This is a genomic window from Luteolibacter sp. SL250 (assembly GCF_026625605.1).
Taxonomy (GTDB): Bacteria; Verrucomicrobiota; Verrucomicrobiia; order Verrucomicrobiales; family Akkermansiaceae; genus Luteolibacter.
The window spans coordinates 2,577,230-2,598,802 of record NZ_CP113054.1 but is presented as its reverse complement, the minus strand read 5'-3'; the positions used below and the strand labels follow the sequence as shown (position 1 = coordinate 2,598,802).

General features: G+C 61.5%; 16 protein-coding genes. 8 read left to right on the top strand and 8 right to left on the bottom strand.

Annotation, left to right across the window (positions count from 1 at the left end; all coding sequences use genetic code 11):
• Positions 1 to 3: 3 nt before the first annotated feature.
• The 8 genes from OVA24_RS11410 to OVA24_RS11375 form a co-directional block, all read right to left on the bottom strand.
• Complete coding sequence (locus OVA24_RS11410; protein WP_267669925.1) at positions 4 to 1,779, bottom strand: acyl-CoA dehydrogenase family protein; 1,776 nt, start codon at positions 1,777 to 1,779, stop codon at positions 4 to 6.
• Complete coding sequence (locus OVA24_RS11405; RefSeq protein WP_267669922.1) at positions 1,776 to 3,734, bottom strand: 3-hydroxyacyl-CoA dehydrogenase NAD-binding domain-containing protein; 1,959 nt, start codon at positions 3,732 to 3,734, stop codon at positions 1,776 to 1,778. Before OVA24_RS11405 ends, OVA24_RS11410 begins: the two co-directional genes overlap by 4 nt.
• A 4-nt stretch (positions 3,735 to 3,738) precedes the next feature.
• Positions 3,739 to 4,980 carry a thiolase family protein gene (locus tag OVA24_RS11400; protein ID WP_267669921.1) on the bottom strand — a complete coding sequence of 414 codons (1,242 nt, stop codon included), beginning with the start codon at positions 4,978 to 4,980 and terminating at the stop codon, positions 3,739 to 3,741.
• A 4-nt stretch (positions 4,981 to 4,984) separates the two neighbouring features.
• Positions 4,985 to 6,439 (bottom strand): phenylacetate--CoA ligase family protein, encoded by a 1,455-nt coding sequence (locus tag OVA24_RS11395; protein WP_267669920.1) that lies wholly within the window; start codon positions 6,437 to 6,439, stop codon positions 4,985 to 4,987.
• Positions 6,396 to 7,400 carry a patatin-like phospholipase family protein gene (locus OVA24_RS11390; protein WP_267669919.1) on the bottom strand — a complete coding sequence of 335 codons (1,005 nt, stop codon included), beginning with the start codon at positions 7,398 to 7,400 and terminating at the stop codon, positions 6,396 to 6,398. Before OVA24_RS11390 ends, OVA24_RS11395 begins: the two co-directional genes overlap by 44 nt.
• A gap of 274 nt (positions 7,401 to 7,674) precedes the next feature.
• Complete coding sequence (purC, locus tag OVA24_RS11385; protein ID WP_267669918.1) at positions 7,675 to 8,385, bottom strand: phosphoribosylaminoimidazolesuccinocarboxamide synthase; 711 nt, start codon at positions 8,383 to 8,385, stop codon at positions 7,675 to 7,677.
• 60 nt (positions 8,386 to 8,445) lie between these two features.
• On the bottom strand, positions 8,446 to 8,772 hold the full coding sequence (locus tag OVA24_RS11380) for a hypothetical protein (protein ID WP_267669917.1): 327 nt from the start codon (positions 8,770 to 8,772) through the stop codon (positions 8,446 to 8,448).
• A 57-nt stretch (positions 8,773 to 8,829) separates the two neighbouring features.
• Positions 8,830 to 11,391, bottom strand: coding sequence for a DEAD/DEAH box helicase (locus tag OVA24_RS11375; protein ID WP_267669916.1), 2,562 nt, complete (start codon positions 11,389 to 11,391; stop codon positions 8,830 to 8,832).
• 608 nt (positions 11,392 to 11,999) lie between these two features.
• Between OVA24_RS11375 and OVA24_RS11370 the strand changes: the two genes are divergently transcribed.
• From OVA24_RS11370 to OVA24_RS11335, 8 genes are all read left to right on the top strand, one after another.
• Positions 12,000 to 12,794: a ParA family protein gene (locus OVA24_RS11370; protein WP_267669915.1), complete on the top strand. Its 795-nt coding sequence runs from the start codon at positions 12,000 to 12,002 to the stop codon at positions 12,792 to 12,794.
• 212 nt (positions 12,795 to 13,006) lie between these two features.
• Complete coding sequence (locus OVA24_RS11365) at positions 13,007 to 14,035, top strand: rod shape-determining protein (RefSeq protein WP_267669914.1); 1,029 nt, start codon at positions 13,007 to 13,009, stop codon at positions 14,033 to 14,035.
• A 26-nt stretch (positions 14,036 to 14,061) separates the two neighbouring features.
• Complete coding sequence (gene mreC, locus OVA24_RS11360) at positions 14,062 to 14,871, top strand: rod shape-determining protein MreC (RefSeq protein WP_267669913.1); 810 nt, start codon at positions 14,062 to 14,064, stop codon at positions 14,869 to 14,871.
• Positions 14,872 to 14,874: 3 nt separating this feature from the next.
• Entirely contained in the window at positions 14,875 to 15,462 is a 588-nt protein-coding gene (locus tag OVA24_RS11355; protein ID WP_267669911.1) for a hypothetical protein, read from the top strand.
• Between the two features lie 7 nt (positions 15,463 to 15,469).
• Positions 15,470 to 17,638, top strand: a complete 2,169-nt coding sequence (gene mrdA / locus OVA24_RS11350; protein WP_267669910.1) for a penicillin-binding protein 2 — start codon at positions 15,470 to 15,472, stop codon at positions 17,636 to 17,638.
• A gap of 51 nt (positions 17,639 to 17,689) precedes the next feature.
• A complete protein-coding gene (locus OVA24_RS11345; protein WP_267669909.1) occupies positions 17,690 to 19,279 on the top strand; it encodes an Rne/Rng family ribonuclease in 1,590 nt (529 codons plus the stop codon).
• A 199-nt stretch (positions 19,280 to 19,478) separates the two neighbouring features.
• The gene (gene pyk / locus OVA24_RS11340; RefSeq protein WP_267669908.1) at positions 19,479 to 20,882 is read left to right on the top strand and encodes a pyruvate kinase; all 1,404 of its coding nucleotides are present in this window, start codon (positions 19,479 to 19,481) and stop codon (positions 20,880 to 20,882) included.
• Complete coding sequence (locus tag OVA24_RS11335) at positions 20,875 to 21,558, top strand: hypothetical protein (protein ID WP_267669907.1); 684 nt, start codon at positions 20,875 to 20,877, stop codon at positions 21,556 to 21,558. The genes pyk and OVA24_RS11335 overlap by 8 nt, the downstream gene beginning before the upstream one ends.
• Positions 21,559 to 21,573 lie beyond the last annotated feature (15 nt).

Below are 21,573 nucleotides of genomic sequence, written 5' to 3'. Positions count from 1 at the left end.
GGATCATTTCTCCAGAAGACGCTTCGCCACACGGTAGCCGGCATCATCCGGAGCACCACCGATTTCAGCAAAGAGGTTCCGGACACGCCTTTCACCGCGGCGGGTGATGTAACCGGCCAACTGCCGTGAGTCCTCATCTCCGAGTGCCCTTGCACGCGCCACGGAGACGCTCATTGCGAACAGTTCCGCGCCGATGTCCACCAACCTTCCGAGCAGAAGCTGGCGTTTCTCCAGCTTCGGTCCATATCGTGCCATGGAGTGGAAAAGCGTCCGTGCCAGCTTCCGGCTTAGGGAAGGTATCGGACCGAAATCCCCACCTCCTGCCGGAATGGGGAGCCAGCGCAGCGGATACCAGCCCGTGTAGAAGATGCCCGCCTTTAGCGCGGTCTTCATCCTTTCCCCCATCGACTTGCGCGTATCGAGGGCGGCGGCACCGCGCCTCAGGTGGGGATCGAGCGCCTCGCGGGCGATGAACAGGTGCATGATCTCCGTGGAGCCTTCGAAGATGGTGTTGATGCGGCAGTCACGGAACAACCTCTCCACTGGATCCGGTGCCTCACCGCGGTTCCGCAACGAGTCCGCCGTTTCATATCCCCGGCCTCCCTTGATCTGGAGCGTGGCATCCGCACCACGCCATCCGGCCTCTGTTCCCCACAGCTTCGCCAGCGCCGCCTCCAAGCGGATGTCCGCGGAATGGTCCGCATCCACCAGCGCGGAGGTGTAGAGCACCAGCGACTCCGTGGCGAAAGCATCCGCCGCCAGATCCGCGAGCTTGGCGGCGATGGCCGCGTGTTTCCCGATCGGCTGGCCCCATTGCTCACGTTCGCGGGACCATGGCAGGACCATCTCCAGACAGCGGTTCAGCAGACCGGCACAAGCGGCGGGAAGCGTGAGACGGCCTGTGTTCAAAGTGGTGAGCGCGATCTTGAGGCCCTTGCCCGCCTCCCCCACCAGATTCTCCACCGGCACCATCACATCGGTGAAGCGGATGACGCCATTGTAGAGGGCCTTCAGCCCCATGAAGTGGCAGCGGGTCACGATCTCCACTCCCGGCCAATCCGTTTCCACGATGAATGCGGAGGTCGCCTGCGGTTTGTCAGGCAGAGGTGTGCGGGCCATCACGATGATCGCATCCGCTTTGAGACCGTTGGTGCACCACAGTTTCTCACCACTCAGGGTGTAGTGGGTGCCATCTTCTGACAGCTTCGCTTCCGTCTTCATCCTCGCCGGGTCCGATCCCACGTCTTTCTCGGTCAAAGCGAACGCCGAGATGGATCCCGCCGCACAGCGGGTGAGGTACTTCCTTTTCTGCGCCTCATCGCCGAACATGAGCAACGGTTGTGGCAGCCCGATGGATTGATGCGCGGACAACAGAGCGGTGAGGTTTCCGCAATGCCCTCCCAGCAACATGGCGGTGCGGGAGTAGTTCGTCTGGGAGAGTCCAAGGCCACCATACTCCTTCGGAATCTTGATACCGAAGGCTCCGAGCGCAGCCAATCCTTCCAGCACTTCGTCCGGAATCTCGCCTTCGCGGTCGATCGCATCCGGATCCGTCTTCGTGTCCAGAAATGATCTCATCTTCGCGATGAACGCATCCCCTTCATCCCTGTCCTTCTTATCCTGCACCGGAAACGGAAAGATCCTCCCGAACTCCGGAGAACCATCGAACAGCGATGCGGCGAAGCCGCTGAGTTCCCGGGAATCCCGTGATGCCTCCGCCATTTCCAACGCCGCACGCTGGCCTTCTGACATCTTTGAAGTGTCGATGATCGAGCTCATGGTTCCTCCTTTCTGAATTGCATCGGTCCGCCACGGAACGGCGCGTAGCCGGTCCCCATCACCATCGCCAGATCGATGTCGTCCGCCGTTTCCGCCACCCCTTCGCTGAGGCAGAGCCGCGCTTCCTCCGTCATTAGCCCGGAAAGGCGGTCACAGGTATCAGCAGGCAACGGGGCGGCTCCCGAACGCAGTCCGAGCGCGACAGGGTTCGGGAACTCGCGCCGTCCACCGTAGAGGTAGAAGCCCTTGCCGGATTTCCTCCCCAACTGTCCTTTCTCCACCAGCTTCGCCGCGATTTCCGGGACCTTCATCCGCTCCGGATAGGCGGCGGTCAGTGTCCGCGCGACGTGGATGGCCACATCCAGTCCGACTTCATCCAAAAGGCGGAGTGGTCCCATCGGCATGCCGAAGTCCAGCATGGTGCGGTCGAGGGCTTCCGGATCTGCACCTCGTTCAAAGATCGCCGCAGCCTCCACCAGATAGGGCATGAGGATGCGGTTCACCAGGAAACCGGGCGAATCCCTCACCACCACGGGCAGCTTGCCGATGGAGCGGACAAAGGCGACACCCGTAGCCAGCGTTTCATCCGAGGTCGATGGAGTGCGCACCACCTCCACCAGTTGCATGCGGTGGACGGGGTTGAAAAAGTGCAGGCCGAGCAAGCGCCCGGGATTTGTGATCACTTCCGCGAGTTCATGGATGGGAAGCGCGGAGGTATTGGTCGCCAGCAAGGTCTCCGCCGACACCCGGGAGGAAAGGTCGGCGCAGATCTTCTTCTTGATGCCGAGTTCCTCGACCGCAGCCTCGATCACCAGATCACAGCGACCCATCGGCACCGGCACACTGGAAGGATGGATGCGGTCAAGCCCTCGCGCCGCCTCCGTTGGCGTGAGAACCCTGCGGGAGGCGGCATCACGGTACAACTTCCCGATACCCGCCATGCCTTTCGCGATGGCATCGGCGGAAACATCCCGCAACAGGACCGGATAGCCACGTGTGCTGAGCCAGTACGCGATGCCGGATCCCATCACCCCCGCGCCAATCACCGCGGTGTTCTCCACCTTCCGGGGTTCCGCCTCCACATGGCGGTGCTTCTTCGCCCGTTCCTGGAGGAAAAACAACCGCATCAATTGGTGCGTTTCCGGAAGCTCCGCCAGCCGGATGATCTCATCCCGCTCCGCCCGGAGGCTCTCCTCACGGGATCGCCCGACGGAGTCCGCCACCACCTCCAGCGCGGCGGCGGGTCCCGGGTAGAGTCCCCGTGTTTTCGCCATCAGACCCGCCCGCGCTTTCTTGCGGATGACCGCGACGGAAAGCGGATTGTGGATCAACGCATGACTCTCCATTTTCCGCTTTCCGCGTGCGATCCATCCGGAAGCAAAGGCATCCAGATTTTCCTCCGGCGCCACCGCATCCACCACGCCCTTGTGTTTCGCAGCCTTTGCCGCGAGCAGCTTGCCGGAAAGGATGAGTGACAACGCGGTGGGGAGCCCCACCAGCCGTGGCAGCCTCGTCGATCCGCCCCACGCGGGGAGAATGCCGAGCTGGGTTTCGGGCAGGCCGATCTTGGTCTTCTTCGAATCACTGGCGACCCGCCAATCACAGGCAAGGGCCAGTTCCAATCCACCGCCGACACACGCACCATGAATCGCGGCAACCGTGGGAATCCTCAGGTCAGCCAGACGGTCGAACGTCTGTTGCCCCAGCTCGATCAACGCCTTGAGTTCATCACCCTTCGCGGAAGAGAGCGTCCTCAGGTCCGCGCCCGCGATGAAGATCGATGGTTTCGCCGACCGGATCACAAGACCTTTCAAGGAAGCATACGTTGAGATCTCTGTAATGAGTCCGCCAAGTTCCTCCAGTGTCGCGCGGTCGAAGATGTTCGCCGTAGAGCCGTCACGGTCGAAGGTGATCGTGGCGATTCCGTCCCGGGTGGTGAGCTGCAGATTCGGCATGATGTCAGGTCCTTTCCAGCCACAGCGCGGCGCCTTGGCCGCCCCCCACACAGAGGGAGGTGAGCGCACGGCGTCCGCCGGTGGATTTGAGCTGATGGAGCGCTGTCAGCACCAACCGGGCACCGGTTGCGCCAACCGGATGCCCGAGTGCGATGGAGCCACCGAGGCGATTGATACGGGAAACGTCGATCTCATCCCGTTCCCCGTACTTTTTCATATGGGCCAGTACCGCCAGCACCTGTGCGGCGAATGCCTCATTGATCTCGATGACGTCCGCATCTGCGGGAGAAAGCCCGCTTTTCTGTTTCGCCAAGGCAATCGCCGGGACGGGGCCGAGCCCCATCCGCGCCGGATCACATCCCGTATAGGCGTATGAAACCAGGCGACCCAGCGGCTCGATACCGGTGTGACGGACCGCCGCCTCATCACCCACCAGCAGGGCGACCGCTCCATCGGTGATCTGTGAACTGTTCCCTGCGGTTACGGTTCCCGTCTGGCGGTCGAAGATGGGTTTCAATTTGGCGAGTTTCTCCAACGATGAATCATCACGGATTCCGTTGTCTGCGGTCACGGCTTTCCCATTCACGGCAACCGGCGCGATTTCCACATCAAGCTCTTCCCTCGCACCTGCGGCCTTGAGGTGGGATGCCACCGCGAATTCATCCTGCATCTCCCTGCTGATGCCGTGCTCACGGGCGAGAATCTCGGCGGTGTCGCCCATGATCATCCCACTGAAACGATCCGTCAGGCCGAGTTGCAGGCCAATGCGCGGCTTGAAGTCAGCAGGCCGGAATGCGGTCATCGCCCCGAGCTTTCCACCCACTCCCTTCGCCTTCGCCAGCGCTCCGAATTTCCCGGCGGTGCGGTGCGGATAGAACAAGGGCACCTGCGACATGCTCTCCGCTCCACCAACGAGGAACAGATCCCCCATCCCCGCAGCCAGCCGCTGGTGGGCGGTGGTGACCGCCTCCATCCCGGAGGCGCAGTTGCGGTGTACGGTGGCGGCAGGGACGTGCTGTGGCACACCGGCCCGCAGCGCGATGATGCGGGCGACATTCGCCGAATCATAGGGCTGCGCGACACAGCCGAAGATCACCTCGGAAAGACGTCCCGGATCAATGCCCGTCCGGGCCAGCAACGCCGAGCAGGCCTCCCGGCCCAGATCCGCCGCCGTCAGCCCATCGAAGTCCGTCCCCATCCGGATGAACGGGGTGCGGATGCCGGCGATGATGAAGAGGTCCTTCATGGTTTCAATTTTCAGCGGGCCGGTGATCGACCACTTTCTTTTCCTTCAGTTCCTTCCCCACGCCCTGGAGTTTCCTCATTTCCTCCCAGCCGTGGATCAGCACTTCATTGGGCGTGAATTCCGTCGCATCCCGGAACCGTTTCGCGATCTCCTCCTTCAACGAACCGGCGGAACCGTTCATCGCCACGGCATGGACGATGACCTGATCGCTTTCAAGAGGGTCGTCGTTTCGCTTCCTCAGCTCGATCTGCCACGCACCCATCCCATCCATGTCATCCAACAGGTTCTCCAGGCGGTTGAAATCGACCAACGTTCCCTTGAGCTTGCCGATGTCCAGTTCTCGGATGTCCGACACCCGCGATATTTTGCCAAGCAACCTCGGACAGGTGCGTCCGCAGTAGGGACATGGCTCATAGGTGATGCCGTTCTCGATCAGGTCTCCGGTGCGGTAGCGAAGCACCACGGTCCCACGCGCATCCAACGGAGTCACCACGATCTCACCCGGCTGTCCGTCCGGGACGCGCTCCCCGGTATCCGGATCGATCACCTCGACGAAGGCCATGTCCGGGTAGGTGTGGAATCCACTGGGCGCCCCCCCTTCCGGAGGCATGCACTCCGTCCAGGCGATCTTCGCCTCGGTGAATCCGTAGGTGGACATGATCGCCACCCCCGGGGAACCCATCTCCGCGCAAAGGGCCTTCAGCTTCCTCCGCATGCCGGCAGGAACCTTCTCCCCACCAAGGACGAGGCGCTTCAGGTTCTTCCAGCGGGAACCATTTGCAGCCCCTTCCTGGAGGAGGTGGTAGAGGAAAGTCGGCATTGCGATGATCGCGTCCGGATCAATCTTGTCGATGAGCTTCACGTTCCCCTCCGTGCCCATCGTCTTCCCCCCGCCGCTCGAAACCATGAAGGTCCCGAAACCTGTGCCGGCATAGTGAGCCTGCCAGAACGCGAGATGGGGGGCGAAGGGGAACGCATTGATGTGCCGCCATGGCCGCTCCGACCGGCAGAGCGTCATCAGGCGGACGCCGCCCTCCGTGAGCCGTTCGATGTCATGCTGGGAGTAAAGGAACGGAACCGGCGCGGCGGAGCGACCGGTCGTGCTGGTGAGGAAGATGGGGCGCAGTTCCCTTTCCAGGAGCTCATTGGCACCGCCCGGGCCATGGGTGACCGCGAGCTTCAGCGTGCTCCACTGGAGCTTCAGCACCTTTTCATCCGGGATGATGACAAAGTCCTTCGGTGTCCCGAGATCCTTCTTCGAGGTGAACGGCAGCTTCACCAGATCCCCGGTGCCACCGACATCCGCGGCGTCCAGTCCCAGCTCGCGGAACATTTGTCCGTAGTGCGCGGTGAATGGCACCACGCGCTCCCGGAGAAAGCGGCGGAGCATCGCATCCTGACGGTGTGAGATCTCATCATGCGACGCGTTCTCCCACCATGTTGTGGTTTTCGTCTTCATGGGTTTGAGGGTCTTCATGCAGCATGGCACGGATGGCCTCCAGATTGTCCGTCGCCACCTTGCGCCCGGCTTCGATGAAGCGGGTGAAATTCGAGTAGTCATGCCATGGGGCATAGAAATGCTGCGGCCGCAGACAGAGGTCGGCCCCCTTGACGGAGTCGTGCGCGATGCGGATCTGCGCAGCCCGGATGCTCTGCCTGAATGTGTCGATGGCATTGCCCGGAGCCATGAGGTTCACGTGCTGGTTCATGCCACTCATCATCCTCCGGAAGATCGAGCGCGGCTCCTCATGCTCATTCCTGCAGACTCCTTCCTCCACATCCTGGAAGGTCGGAATGACGGAAACCGCGAGGATCCTGTCCACATGGGAATATTTTTTCAGAACCCCCACCGGCACCGGATCGACCACCCCTCCGTCCACACACCTCCTGCCGTCCAGCAAGACCGGGGCGATGATGCCCGGCATCGCACAGGATGCATGGACCGCATCACTGATCTTTCCCTTGCTGATCACCACGCGCTCCTTGGTGTCGATGTCCAGCGTGACCACGAACAGTTCGCGCTCCAGGTCCTCGAATTTGAGATCCTCCAGCGAGCGTTCCAAGTGAGCCTTGGCCTTCAGTCCGCGGAAAAGCCCCTTCACCGGCGGCACGATGGGATCGGCTAGCCGCCACAGAGTCCGGCGGTCCTGCATTTCCGCCGCCAGCTCGCCCAGCTTTGTGCCGGAAAAGCCCGCAGCCCACAGGGACCCCACATACGCTCCCATCGAGGATCCCGCGATGGCGTGCACCTCGATCCCGTTTTCCTCCAGTACCTGCAGCACCCCCACATGCGCCAGCCCCCTCGCGCCGCCGGAAGACAGCGCCAATCCCAGCTTCAGGGGGGCCCCGTCATGCAGTGGCCGATCCTGACGCCCGGGGTTCGGTTCCCCTTTGAAAAATCTGACAATGGCTCCAAACATGGCCCGTCGGTGGGTTGCGGACCGGCTTTACCACCAGCCCACCTAACAGTAGCCGCGAACCCTATGGAATCAAATGGTTCCAGACAAAAAATGTTAAATCGCCCGATGCGCGGCGACCGAAACAAAAGCCGTCGATGGGATCGCTATATCATGATGGGCGGTTGCCGCCACATTGCGTGGGGATCGCCCGCTGATAAATACCCCGGCAGGGCAACAAAAAGCGGGCGGGGATGATTCCTCCCGGCCCGCTTTCCTTGAAAGGTGTTCGCGCAGATCAGGCCTGCTTCTGAAGACGGCCGAGGACTTCCTCATACGCCTCCATCACTCCACCGAGGTCACGGCGGAAGCGGTCCTTGTCCATCTTCTCCCCGGTCTTGAGATCCCAAAGGCGGCAACCGTCCGGGCTGATCTCGTCCGCCAGTACGATCACCGACGGATCTTCCTGCAGGCGTCCGAACTCAAGTTTGAAGTCCACCAGCTTCAACCCCGCCTTGGCGAAGAAGTCGATGAGGATGGAGTTCACCTTCAGGGCGGCGGTCCGCAGGAAGGCCAGATCTTCCGGAGAGGCCAGTCCCATCTCACGGATGTAGTCATCATTGATGAGCGGATCCCCCAGCTCATCGCTCTTGTAGGAGAACTCGATGATCGGCCGTGAGAAAACCTTTCCTTCGGCGATGCCGGTGCGCTTGCAGAAGCTGCCGGCGGCGAGGTTCCGGACGATGACCTCCACCATGAGGATCTCGACTTTTTTGACCTCCACGTTCGTTTCGTCGATCTGGCGGACGAAATGCGTCGGCACGCCTTCCTTTTCCAGGAATCCATAGATCAGGGTGCTGATCGCGTTGTTGAGGCGGCCCTTGTTTTCAAACTGTGCCTTCTTCTCGCCGTTGAAGGCGGTGGCGTCGTTCTTGAACTCCATCCGCAGGGTGTGCGGATTCTCCGTGGCCCAGAGGCGCTTGGCCTTCCCCTCGTAAAGCGGTGTCATTGGAAAGACGTAGAATCCGGCTCCGGATTGGTCAAGACCGCCGAAGTTCTCCCGGCATTTTCACCGGGAAACCCGGACGGAGAGCACTTTGTCCCGTGAAATCCAGTTCTCATAGGTGCCGTCCTTCAAAACCACCCAGTCGTCGCCCCAATGGATGATCTTCCCCCGGAGGGTATGGTCCGGATGAAAGCCGGAAATCGGATCCGGCCGGGTGGCCGGGTTGTTCTGCCACGCCTGCATCTCCACGGTCACGACACAGTCCATCCCGGTGGGGATCTCCACCGGGCCTTTGGGAGCAGCGGCGGGTTGTCCAACCGCCGGCCACGGGAAAAGGAATCCACCCAATGCCATGATGCCAATCACCGGAAGCAGGACTTTTGCCTTCATCCCCACCTGATAGCTCCAACCCGACTCCCTTGCCAGAAGAAGATTCGAGTTTCCCGGTCAGCCCTCGAGCAGCCCCATCAACTCCGCTTCGCTCCACCCCGCCGCATCCCCGCCTCCCGCTTCGTCGATGGCCACCGCCAGCCGGCGTTTCTTGTTCTGGAGGCTCACCACTTTTTCCTCCACCGTCCCCCGGGCAATCAGACGATAGATGGTCACCGGCCGGGACTGGCCGATCCGGTGCGCCCGGTCGGTCGCCTGGGCCTCCGCCGCGGGATTCCACCATGGATCGAAATGGATAACCGTGTCCGCCGCGGTGAGGTTGAGGCCATAGCCACCGGCTTTGAGACTGATCAGGAACACGGGCGGACCGTCCGGAGACTGGAATCGATCCACCAATTCCTGCCGGTTTCTGGTCTGTCCATCGAGCCGCAGGGAGGAGATTCCGGCCTCATTCAGGCTGTTCTCGATTTCCCGTAACTGCTTCTGAAATTGACTGAATACAAGAACCCTATGATTTCCAGAAATCGCTTCAGAAACCAGTTCCAACAAGCGTTGTAATTTCGCCGAGCGTCGCGGGACAGACAAGCGTTTGAATTTCTCATTTTCAAACAGGGCGAGGTCACAGCTGGCCTGCCGGAGGCGAAGCAGGACCGTCAGCATCCGCATCCTGGCCGCGCCGGAGTTCTTCGTATCCTCCATCTCTTCCACCCTCCGCCGCCCCTCGGCGAGCAGTTCGCGATACACCCCCTGCTGGTCAGTGGTGAGGTCACAGTATTCCTCGATGAAGATCTTGGATGGCAGCTCGGGTGCGACCTCCTCCTTGGTCCGGCGAAGCATGAATGGCGAGATCTTCAGACGGAGGCGCTCAAGCACCTTGGGATCATCCGCCGCGAGTTCATACCGCTGTTTGAAATCCTCCCGTTTGCCCAGCCAGTCCGGCTGGATGAAACGGAAGATGGACCAAAGATCCCTCACTCCGTTCTCCACCGGAGTTCCCGTCAGGGCGATCCGGGCATCCGAATTCAACCGGCTGATCGCCTTCGCATGATCCGTATCCGGGTTTCTCATCAAGCTCGCCTCATCGACGACGACGGCCGCGAACTTTTGTTTCAAATACCAGGCGAGATCCCTCGGTAATGTCCCATAGGTCGTGAGCAAAACCTCTCCGGATTTGACGGCACGCTGCTCAGCTTCCCGACCCGTTCCATGAAGCAGCCTGACCGGGAGATGGGGAGCGAACTTGCGCAGCTCGGTTTGCCAGTTGCCCAACAAGGAGGCGGTGGCGACGATCACCACCGGCCCTTCGGATTGCTGGATCAATCGTTCGATGCAAGCGATTGCTTGGATGGTTTTCCCCAAGCCCATGTCGTCCGCCAGAAGCGCGCCGCCGTAGTTTGAAACACGATCAATCAGCCAGCTTGCGCCCTGTGTTTGATACTCCCGCAACGAAGCTTTGATGGCCGGGAAAGCAGCACTATCTTTTATTTCATTAAAACCGCTGATGGATTTCGAATTGTGTAATTTTTCACACAATTTCCGGATAACTTCACCGGCACGTTTGGAGGCGGTGAATCCGTTCGCTTCCTGGCGGATTTCCAGCTCGGCAAACAGAGGCTCAATCATGTTTGCAGCATCGTCTGAAATGACGATTTTCTGCGATCCATTTCCGCGCTTTGAAACGAGCAGTTGGCGGATATCCGCTGCTGAAAAGGATCGCCCATCATTTGATTGAAACGAAAAATCGAATCTCAGCCAGTCATCCCCGGAGCCGAGAATCTTGATCTTCGGCTCGATGACGGCGACCTGCTTTCTCGTTAGTTTGAAGCGATCGCTTTCCGTAATCTTCCACGCCACCTCAACCTCCGGGAGACCTTTCGAGAGAAAGCGGATGATGGCATCCTCCCCTCTCAGGATCCAGCCGCTTGAATCGATCGATTCAAATCCAAATGCAACGAGTTGGCTGGCGGCCAGCTTCTCGGACGACCAGTCCCGCACATGGCATCGGTCCCCTTCCAACTTTGGCAATGCATCCACTTCGCCAAGCCCCAAGGAAACGGCAGGAGAGGCCCCATAGCGGACATCGACCGTCGCCTCCAATCGTTGGAGCGTGCCGTCGATCTTCATTTCGATCACATGCCCGGCAGGAACGAAATGGATGTCGTCCAACCACGGAACTGGCGAGAACCCGATCCACTCCTGCCACTGCCCGATCTCGCGGAGGAAATCCCTGAGAGGGATGCGGACGTTCCGATCCCTCCGAAGGCGCGCCAACAGTTGTTTCAACCAAGCCGGAGAGACAGCCGGCCCCACCGGCGCGACTTCACTTTCGGAAATCCGGAACCACCCCTCGCCCACCTGGGCGAGATCTTCGCCCGCCGTCAGGTGGACGGACTCGCCCACCCTCTCCGGTGACCCGACAGGATAGGGTCCCGGCTCCTGAATGGTGATCCGGGTGTCCGTTTTCCGCACGGCGACCCGGGGGTGTCCGATGGCCGCGCGGAGAAAGGATTCACAGAGGGCGCCATCCAGATTGAGCTGGAGATTGACGGCGGGCTTCAATCCCGTCCCGGCCAGCCATAAGGAAAGCCGCTCGTCCGCCGGGGTGATTTCCCCGCCCATGGTCAGGACCGCAGCCAGCTTGCCCCTTTTCAGGGATTCCTGCCAGTTCACCGGCAGGCCGATTGAGAACGCCACCACCACCGGAGTTGCGGCAGGCGGAGCGGAGGCACGCGGAACCGCCGCTGTTGCCACGGCATCCCGGGATGCCACGGCAGCCCGGGATGCCACGGCAGCCCGGGATGCCGCGGGCTGCGGAGCAGCGGCCGGAGCGCCACCCAGTGCCGCCAGACCGGAGGCCACCGCATGCGCGCACACCGCGCCGGTCGATTGGTTGTCGGGACACGCGCAGCGCGCCTCCAGGTTGGTGGGCGACAGCACCTTCACGGATACTTTGAAAACACGCTTCCCCTCCCGGACCGTCCCGGTCCACGCACCTCCGCCGCTTTTCACACCCGTGACCGCGCCGCCGTCAAACAAGCCTTTCCCCTCCTTGAAGGCCTTCCAGGATGCCGCGCCCCGCAGCGTTGATTCATTCCACCCGGTCATGTGCCGCGGATGGTGCCGTGGGAAGCCCTGCGGATCAACTTCTCTCTCTTCCGCTGCAATTTGGTTGCCAGTCCACCGCCCAACCGGAAGACTCCGCGACCGTCCGGCCTGCCTCGGGAAACATGAAAGTTGTCGCCATTGCCAATCAGAAGGGCGGCGTGGGTAAAACCACCACCGCCCTCAACCTCTCCGCCGCCCTCGCCCTCCGCGGCCAGCGCGTGCTCCTGATCGACCTCGATCCCCAGGCGAACTGCACCAGCGGTCTCGGCATCGAGCCTCCGGAGGACAGCAGCATGTACTCCGTGCTCATCGGAGAAAAGACCGTCCACGACCAGATTCTGGAAACCGGTCGGGAAAACCTGTGGCTCGTCCCCTCGGAAATGGACCTCGCCGGAGTCGAAATCGAGCTGGCCCGGAGCGACGACCACCTCACCCGCCTGCGCCGGATCCTCCAGGCGTTGAAGCCGAACGATCTTTTCGATTACTGCATCCTCGACACCCCGCCTTCCCTGGGCGTGCTCATGACTTCCGCGCTCGCGGCGGCGGATGAGATCGTCATCCCTCTCCAGTGCGAGTGGTTCGGCCTCGAGGGTCTGGCCAAAATCGTCCATGTCATCGATCAGATCCGCAGTTCCGACGCGAACCCGGACATCCGGCTCGAAGGCATCATCATGACCATGTACGACGGACGCACCTTGCTTTCCCGCCAGGTGGTGGAGGAAGTGGCGAAATTCTTCCCGGAACAGATGTATAAAGCAGTCGTTCCGCGAACCATCCGGATCGGCGAAGCTCCCAGCCACGGAAAAACGATCTTCGAACACGACCCGACCGGCATCGGAGCGCAGGCCTACGGAGCGGTCGGAGACGAGTTCCTGATCCGCCGTGCGGCGGTCGGACCACTGCTTGCGAAGCATTGAAGGTGAGGGCGTGGAACGCCCGAAAAGACTTTGGGGAACACCGGATTCCCGCTTGACCTCGGCGGGCCGAATGATGAGCCTTTTCCGCTTCCGGCACTGAATGCCGCCGACTTGTCTTGCGGAAGATTTTTTCCGTGGTCGCAAGCCGACGCCACCCCGAGCGTCCGGAGCTGACACTTTCTCCACGAGTCTCTCATTTTCAATTTCATCCAATGTTCAAAAAGCTTTTCGGCAATATTTTTTCCAATGACATCGGCATCGATCTCGGCACGGCGAACACTCTGATCAACGTCAAGGATCACGGCATCGTGCTCCGCGAACCGTCCGTCGTGGCGGTGAAATCCGGCACCAACGAGGTGCTTGCGGTGGGTGACGATGCCAAACGCATGCTCGGCCGGACGCCCGGCAACATCGTGGCGATCCGTCCGTTGAAGGACGGCGTTATCGCTGACTTCGAAGTGACCGAGGCGATGCTCCGCCATTTCATCCGCAAGGTGAACAAGAACAAGCGTTCCACCCCGCGGGTCCTGATCGCCATCCCATCCGGCATCACGGAAGTGGAACGCCGCGCCGTCCGTGAGTCCGCCGAGCAGGCGGGCGCGCGCGAGGTGTATCTGATCGAGGAGCCGATGGCCGCCGCGATCGGTGTGGGCTTGCCGGTCCAGGAGGCTTCCGGCAACATGATCGTCGATATCGGCGGCGGAACCACGGAAGTGGCGCTTATTTCCCTTTCGGGCATCGTCTACGCCCGCTCCGTCCGCACTGCGGGTGATGAGCTGGATGAGGCGATCATCCAATACATGAAGCGGGCCTACAACCTGATGATCGGCGAGCGCACCGCCGAGGACATCAAGATCCGCCTGGGCTCCGCAGCCCCTCTTCCGAAAGAACTCACGATGGAAGTGAAAGGCCGCGACCTGGTGGCTGGCCTGCCGAAGACCATCACCATCACTTCCCAGGAGATCCGGGAAGCGATGTCCGACCCTCTCAACACCATCGTGGACGCCGTCCGCACCACGCTGGAGCGCTGCCCGCCGGAACTGGCGGCGGACCTCGTTGACCGGGGAATCGTCCTCGCTGGCGGTGGTGCCCTTCTCAAGGGACTCGACCGCCTGCTGCGTGAGGAAACCGGCCTGCCAGTCCACATTGCGGAGGATCCGCTCAGCGCGGTGGCGGAGGGAACCGGCAAGGCGCTGCAGGAGCTTGCGCTCCTGAAGCGGGTCACCAACTCGGACCGTTGATCTGAGATCACGGCCCCGTTCCGGCCATGAAACCACTCAACCTCATCGCACTCCTGCTCTTCCTCGGAGGGGCCATGTGGGCGCTTACCCGCAGCGAGCGGGCCGTCCGGGAAATCCAGTCGGTCTATTTCTCCGCCATGTCCCCTTTCCTGAGCGTGGGGTCCAAGACGGAGGTCAACGCGCGGAATTTCATGGAAGAGGTGCGGCACTCGAAGGAGCTGCAAACCGAGCTTGATGCCGTGAATGGCAAGCTTGGCCGGCTGCGCGTCATCGAGTCCCGCTTCCGGGAGCTGGAAAATGAAAACGCCCAGTTCCGCCACGCGCTCCAGTTCAAGCAGGCGACCAAGTTCGACGTGGTGGCCGCACGGGTCATCCGCAACCAGCCGAACACCTGGGGCCAGACCGTGGAGATCGACGCCGGGACGGAACGCGACATCGGCATCCAACTCGCGGTCCTCTCCAATGAAGGCCTCGTCGGCAAGATCGACCGGGTGGACAAAGGCCGTTCGTCGGTCCTGCTGCTGACGGATGAGAAGTGCCAGGTTTCCGCGAAGGTCGAAGGTTCACCGGAGATCGGCATCCTCAGCGGCCCCCGCGGAGGCATGAGCGAAGGCGAGCCCCGCCTGCGCCTGAGATTCTTGTCCAAGGAAGCGCTCGTGAAACCCGGGCAGAGAGTATTCACCACCGGCCGGGGAGGCATTTTCCAGGCCAACATCCTTTTAGGAACCATTGAGCACGTCGAGAAAGGCGCGCTGGATTCCGAAGCTATCGTCCGTCCCTCGGTTGACTTCGCGGATCTCAGCACGGTCTTTGTCGTGCTCTCGGGAGATCCCTGAGCCGTGATCCGCTACACCATCATCACCGTCCTGCTGGTGCTCGCCGCGTTTGTGGTGCAGCAGTTCCTGCCAGCGTTCACCGGCTTCCACAACTCCCGCGTGCTGCTGGTGCAACTGGTCTTCCTGTGCGCCGCCGTCACGGTGGAGTCCCCCGCCATGCTGCTGCTGGCGCTCATTTCGGGATTCCTCTGGGATGCGAACAGCGTGACCGGTCCGCACGGCGGGGACCCGGAGGTGTACACGCAGCCGGTGGAGTCCATCCGCTTCGGCTCGTCGATCCTGCTGTTCGCCGGCATGGGCTATCTGATGCAGGGCATCCAGCCGCTGTTCCGCCAGGGGAAATGGTATCTCTCGGTGGCCCTCTCCGGCATCGCCGTATTCCTCTATCTGGCGGCGGAGTATGCCACCATCAGTTTCATCCGGGGTGGATTCATCCTGACAAAGGCCACGCTGATGCAGATGGCCTACACCTCGCTGGCGACCATGCTGTTCTCCCCGCTGGTCTTCTGGCTCCTCTTCTCGATCGCTTCGCTATGCCAATATTCCATCAACCCGGATGCGGACAAAAAGAACCGCCGCCGCACCTTCTGATTTCCCCATGGAACCCCATTACCGCGTCAGAATCTATCTGCTCACCGCCCTCATCCTGTTCGGGTTCGGGTCGCTGCTGACCCGCCTGCACAGTTTCCAGATCGAGCGCAAGGAACACTTCCAGGCGCAGGTCCCCGGCAGCCGCATCGTCACCGTGCGGGAACCCGGCATCCGCGGCAACATCACCGACCGCAACGGCGTCGAGCTGGCGCGCAATCTCCGCAACTACGAGGTCTCCTTCAACCTGGATGAAATCTACCGCGCCTACCGCCGCCAGCACGATGATGCCCCGAGCATCGACCGCATCACCAACGAGAGCGGCCTCCAGCGGAAGAAGACCGAGAAGGACATCGCCAAGGTGGTCAACGATTGGACCGTCGGCCGGCTGAAGGAACTGGGGCTGGACAAGAGCTACAACGAAAGCGCGCTGCGGGTGCACTACCGCACTCATGGCGGGCTGGTGCCGTTCACCTACCGGGCGGACCTCACCTATGAGGAGTTCGCCAAATTCGCCGAGCACAACCTCGAACTGCCCGGCGTGACCATCCGCACGAAACCGCAGCGGGAGTATCCGTATGGAGCGCTCGCCTCCCACGTCATCGGCTTCGTGAAGCAGTGGGAGAAGAAGGACATCACCGACGCGGAGAAACGGGAATTCAACCACTACGTCGGAGACGAACGCGGCGAGATGGGCATCGAGGGGACCATGGACAAGCACCTCCGCGGCATCAGCGCGAAGACCCAGGTCGTGATGGATGAAAAAGGCGCCATCATCAGTTCCTTCCCCGAAAGCAACCCGCGGGCCGGTTCCAACGTGCAGCTCACGCTGGACGCACGGATCCAGTTGCTGGCGGAAAATGTCCTGCGTGAGAACATCGGCCGGGGCGCCGCGGTCGTGATGGACGTGAACACCGGCGAGGTGCTGGCAATGGCGTCCGTGCCGGACTATGACCTGAATTCCTTCGTCCCCAGCATCACCGCGAAACAGTTCGCCGCGTACAATGCGAACCCGTTCAAGCCGTTCACCAATCGTTGCCTTTCCGGCTTCGCCCCCGGCTCCACCTTCAAGCTGCCGACGGCCATCTCCGGAGCGATGAAGGGGCTGGCCACGAATTCCTTCAGTTGCAGTCCCGGTTATATCAAATTCGGCAACCACTCCGTGGGGTGCTGGCTTTACAACCAGAGAAAGGGCAACCACGGCACACTCGGCTTGAGCAAGGCGATCCAGCAATCCTGCAACCCGTATTTCAACAAGATGGCGAATGCGGTCACACCGAGGGGGATGGCCGAAGGCTTCACCTTGGTCGGTTTCGGCCAGAAAACCGGCATCGAACTGCCGAACGAGGAACCCGGCCTCATCCCTGGCAACAAGGAATGGAAAGCCCGCAATCCGAACGCCACCGTAACGCCGGTCGAGAACGCTTTCCTTTCCATCGGCCAGGGCTACGCGATGGCCACTCCCCTCCAGCTATGTGCGATGGTTTCCTGCATCGCCAACGGAGGGAAATATTACAGTCCGCGCATCGTGAAAAGGGTGGTGGCTGATGACGGTGAAATCGTCGTCAACGACACGCCGAAGCTCAAAGTGGATATCACCGAAGCGGGTGTGAAACCATCCGACCTGGATCTGATCCGGAAAGGCATGTGGATGGCTGTCAATGAAGCCGGCGGCACCGCCGGAAAGGTCAAGATCCCCAACATCGAGGTTGCCGCGAAAACCGGCACGGCCCAGACGATCGACCGGGGCAAGAAATCCCACAACGCTTGGGTCGTCAGTTTCGCACCGTTCGACAAGCCGAAGTATGCCGTGTGTGTGCTGGTGCAGAATGGGGGGTCCGGTGGCGCCGTGGCAGGTCCGCTCGCCAATATGATCTACCAAGGCATTTTCGGACAGGAGAATGAGGGCATCAGGCTCCGCCTCTTCCCGCAAACGGAGTTCGCGGGCAACGACAAGCGCTATGAAGCCGAGGATATGATACTCCCCGAAAATTTCCTCTCCACCATCCAGGCAACCCCAGCAGACGATGGCGAAAGCGGCGACGAGGCCGACACCACCGCTCCGGAATCCGTTTCATCAAGCGCCAAACCCACCGCGCCGAAGCCGACCATCACGGAAGAAGCTGAAGCCGAAGGCCTCATCCCCCGCGCGAAACCAGTCCGCGGCCGCCGCAGGTGAAATTATATGCTTTCTCAAACCCATCCTATCTAACAGATTCTTATCAAAACCATGATCCAACGTATCAAACGACTCCTCGGAATCGGCAAACCCGATCCCTCGCGGGGAAACAGCATCATCGTCAACGTCGAGAAACTGGAGCGACGCGTCGCCCTGCTCGAGGACGGTGTCCTTGAGGAATACACCGTCGAGCGCGAAGGCGACCAGAACATCGTCGGCGGCATCTTCAAGGGAAAGGTCAAGAACATCGAACCCGGCCTGAAGGCCATGTTCGTTGACATCGGCCTGGACAAGAACGCCTTCCTCCACTTCTGGGACGCCATCCCCGCTGCCCTCGACTCCGGGCTGGAGGAGATCCAGCGCGAAGGCAGGCAGAAGAAGCAGCAGAAGAAGATCACTTCGAAGGACATCCCGGACATCTATCCGATCGGTTCGGAGATCGTGATCCAGGTTTCCAAAGGCCCCATCGGCACGAAGGGACCGCGCGTCACCACGAACATCTCGCTGGCCGGCCGCTATCTGGTGCTGATGCCCTTCACGGAGCAGTTCGGCATTTCCCGGAAGATCGAGGACCCGAAGGAGCGCCAGCGCCTCCGCCGCATCGTCCAGAAGCTGTCCGTGCCGGAAGGAATGGGTATCATCATGCGGACGGTGGCCAGCGGCACGCGTGCCCGCCACTTCGTCCGCGACCTCGCCATGCTGCTGGAGCAGTGGGACGAGATCGAGGAGAAGCGCGCCACCCGCCCCGCCCCGGCCTGCATCTTCCAGGAACCCGGCCTCATCGAGCGCACCGCCCGTGATTTCCTGACGGACGAGATCGACCAGGTGCTCTGCGATGATGCGGAGACCACCGAACTCATCCGCGACATCGCCGGCAAGATCTCCCGCCGCGCGAAGCGCCGGGTCCACCACCTGGCGACCGGCCACCAGCCGATTTTCGAAAAAGTCAGCATCCAGAAGCAGATCGACGAAGCGTTTTCCCGCCAGGTGTGGCTCCCGTGTGGCGGCTACATCGTGATCGATGAAACCGAGGCACTCATCTCCGTCGACGTGAACACGGGCCGCAACCGCGGCTCGAAGGACGTGGACAAGATGATCCTCGAAACCAACGTCGAGGCGGCCCAGGAGGTCGCCCGCCAGCTCCGCCTGCGGAACATCGGCGGTCTGGTGGTCGTTGACTTCATCGACATGCGCCACCGCAAGGACCAGCAGACGGTCTACAAAGCGATGAAGGACCGCCTGAAGAAGGACAAGGCGAAGACGCAGGTCCTGCAGATCTCCCCCATCGGCCTGATGGAGATGACGCGCCAGCGCCTGAACGAGTCCCTGCGGGACTCGATGTACGAACCGTGCCCGTATTGCCAGGGCCGCGGCCGGGTGAAAACGCCGATGACCATGTCCGTGGAAATCCAGCGCCGCCTGAACTCCGTGATCCAGAAACACCGCGACCATGTGGGCGACCTCATCGTCATCGTGAACAGCGACGTGCTCAACCGCTTCAAGTCGGACGATGCGAAGCTGCTGGTGGAGCTGGAACGCTCCCACTCCGGCCGCCTCATCTTCCGTTCGGACCCGTCGCTCCACCGCGAGCGCTTCGCCGTCATCGACGCGGCGACAGAGAAGACCATCGACCAAGCCTGACCCACCCTGTTTCAAACCGACGGCCATACCCGGATGGGGCGTGGCCGTCTTTTTTTTCCGGCTAGGTTGGTGCAAGTGCCTGCTGCGGCGGATCTTTCACCGATGGGGCCTTGTCAGGGTCATCCGGGGAGTATTTCCTCCCCTGCGGCATGACGCGTGCTTTGCATGCCTCGGCCGCCATCCATCTCAATTCCATCCCATGCCCCGCAAGACCAAGCTCACCGTTACCCTAGGACCGGCCACTGAATCTGAAGAAATGATCGGGAAACTGATCGATCTTGGCGTGAACGTGTTCCGACTGAACATGAGCCACGCCAAGCACGAATGGGCCAGTGAAATGTCCAAGCGGATCCGCCGCCAGTCCGACCAGCGGGGCATCCACATTCCGGTGCTCTTCGACCTCACCGGACCTTCGATCCGGACCGGCACCCTGGACCAGCCGTATGATCTGAAGGAAGGCGACATCGTGGAATTCCGCGAGGAGAACACCGCTCCGCAACTGCCCATCTCCACGACGGTCAACTACCCCGGCCTGATGGCGGATGTGAAGGAAGGCAACACCCTCGTGGTGGACAACGGCGTGCTGCTGATGCGCATCGACAAGGTGGAGAAAGACCGCGTCCACTGCTACGTGAAGACCCCCGGGGTCATGGGATCCCGCCGCCACATCAACCTTCCGGGTGTCCGGCTCAACCTGCCGGCGCTCACGGAGAAGGATCACAAGGACCTGGCGCTGGCCGTCTCCTGCAAGGCGGACTACATCGCCGGTTCCTTCGTCCGGGACTCCTCCCACGTGCGCGAACTGCGGGAAGCGATGGAAGCGTTGGAAGGCGAAGCGCAGATCGTTGCGAAAATCGAGGACCAGGAGGCCGTCAAGAACATCGACGCCATCATCCATGCGGCGGATGTCATCATGGTGGCCCGCGGCGATTTGGGTGTGGAGGTCGATTTCGAGGAACTCCCGATCCTGCAGCGCCGGATCGTGAAACGCTGCCATGAACTGGGCACCCGCGTGATCGTCGCCACCCAGATGTTGGAGTCCATGATTTCCAATCCGACACCGACCCGTGCGGAGGTGACCGACGTATCCAACGCCGCGTATGAAGAGGCGGATTCGCTGATGCTTTCCGGAGAGACGTCCGTGGGCCGCTATCCGGAGCGGTGCGTGGAGGCGATGGTCCGCATTTCCTCCCGGATCGAGCGCTCCGGCGGTCTGGGCTACGGCCAGAACGTCCTGCTGCGGGACGAACGGCAGAAAGTCGCACGCGCTGCGGTCACCCTGGCCGACTCCCTTCCGGACGGGCGTCTGGTGGTCCTGACCCGCCGTGGCGTGCTGGCCAACCATGTGGCGCTGCTGCGCCCGAAGACCGCCCACTTCTACGCCTTCACTCCGAAGCCTGTCGTGTGCCGCCAGCTTTCGCTGACACGGGGCATCACCGCTTTCCAGATTTCCTTCGCCGTGAATATCGAGGAGACCATCATGGCGGTCACCGAACACCTGAAGGAACTGGGTCTGGTGCGTCCGGGAACCCCCATGGTCATCGTTTCCGACATCCTTTCCAACCACTTCGCGGCGAATTCGATCCTGCTCCATCATGCCTGACCGGATTCCACGATGGTTGGGAGTCGCTGTGATCCTGGGTACCTGCATCTCCGGCGTCCGGCTGGATGCCGCGAACGTCGTCCTGACGTATGACCACGGAGCGGACTACCTTTCCCCCATCGCCGCCTACCCGGCCACCCAGGTCAGCATTCCCTACTATGATGAAAGTGGGTTCCGGACCAAACCGCTGGGCGATATCGATTCATCCCCGCCCTATCGCCTCGCACTTGCCGGTCCGCAAACGGGAACCCTGGCCGAGAATGGAACCGCCCACCTTTCGTTGCTCTACGACGACAGCCTGGAGGTCCATTCTCTGACCGGCCTGATCTTCGACGCCATCTCCGTGGATCTGGCGGAATATTCGATGGTCTATCCCGTGCCGCGGATCATCACCTTCGAGGGCATCCTGGGGGATGGCTCGGTCGTTGCGGCATCATTCACCCTGGATGGGATCATCACGGGAGGAAGCAGTGCCCCGGACTTCCAAACGTTCACCTTTCCGGAGACCTTCCGTGGCCTGCAAATCCTGAGGTCATCCACCGACCTCTACAGCCTCGACAACCTGACGCTTTCGGTTGTGCCGGAGCCGGCGTCCGCGATGCTGGCGGGTGTGGCGGTCCTCATGTCGGCGGGACGGAGGAGCCGGTTGCCACGAACGGACCGACCGGCCCATTGACCCATCACCGCATGA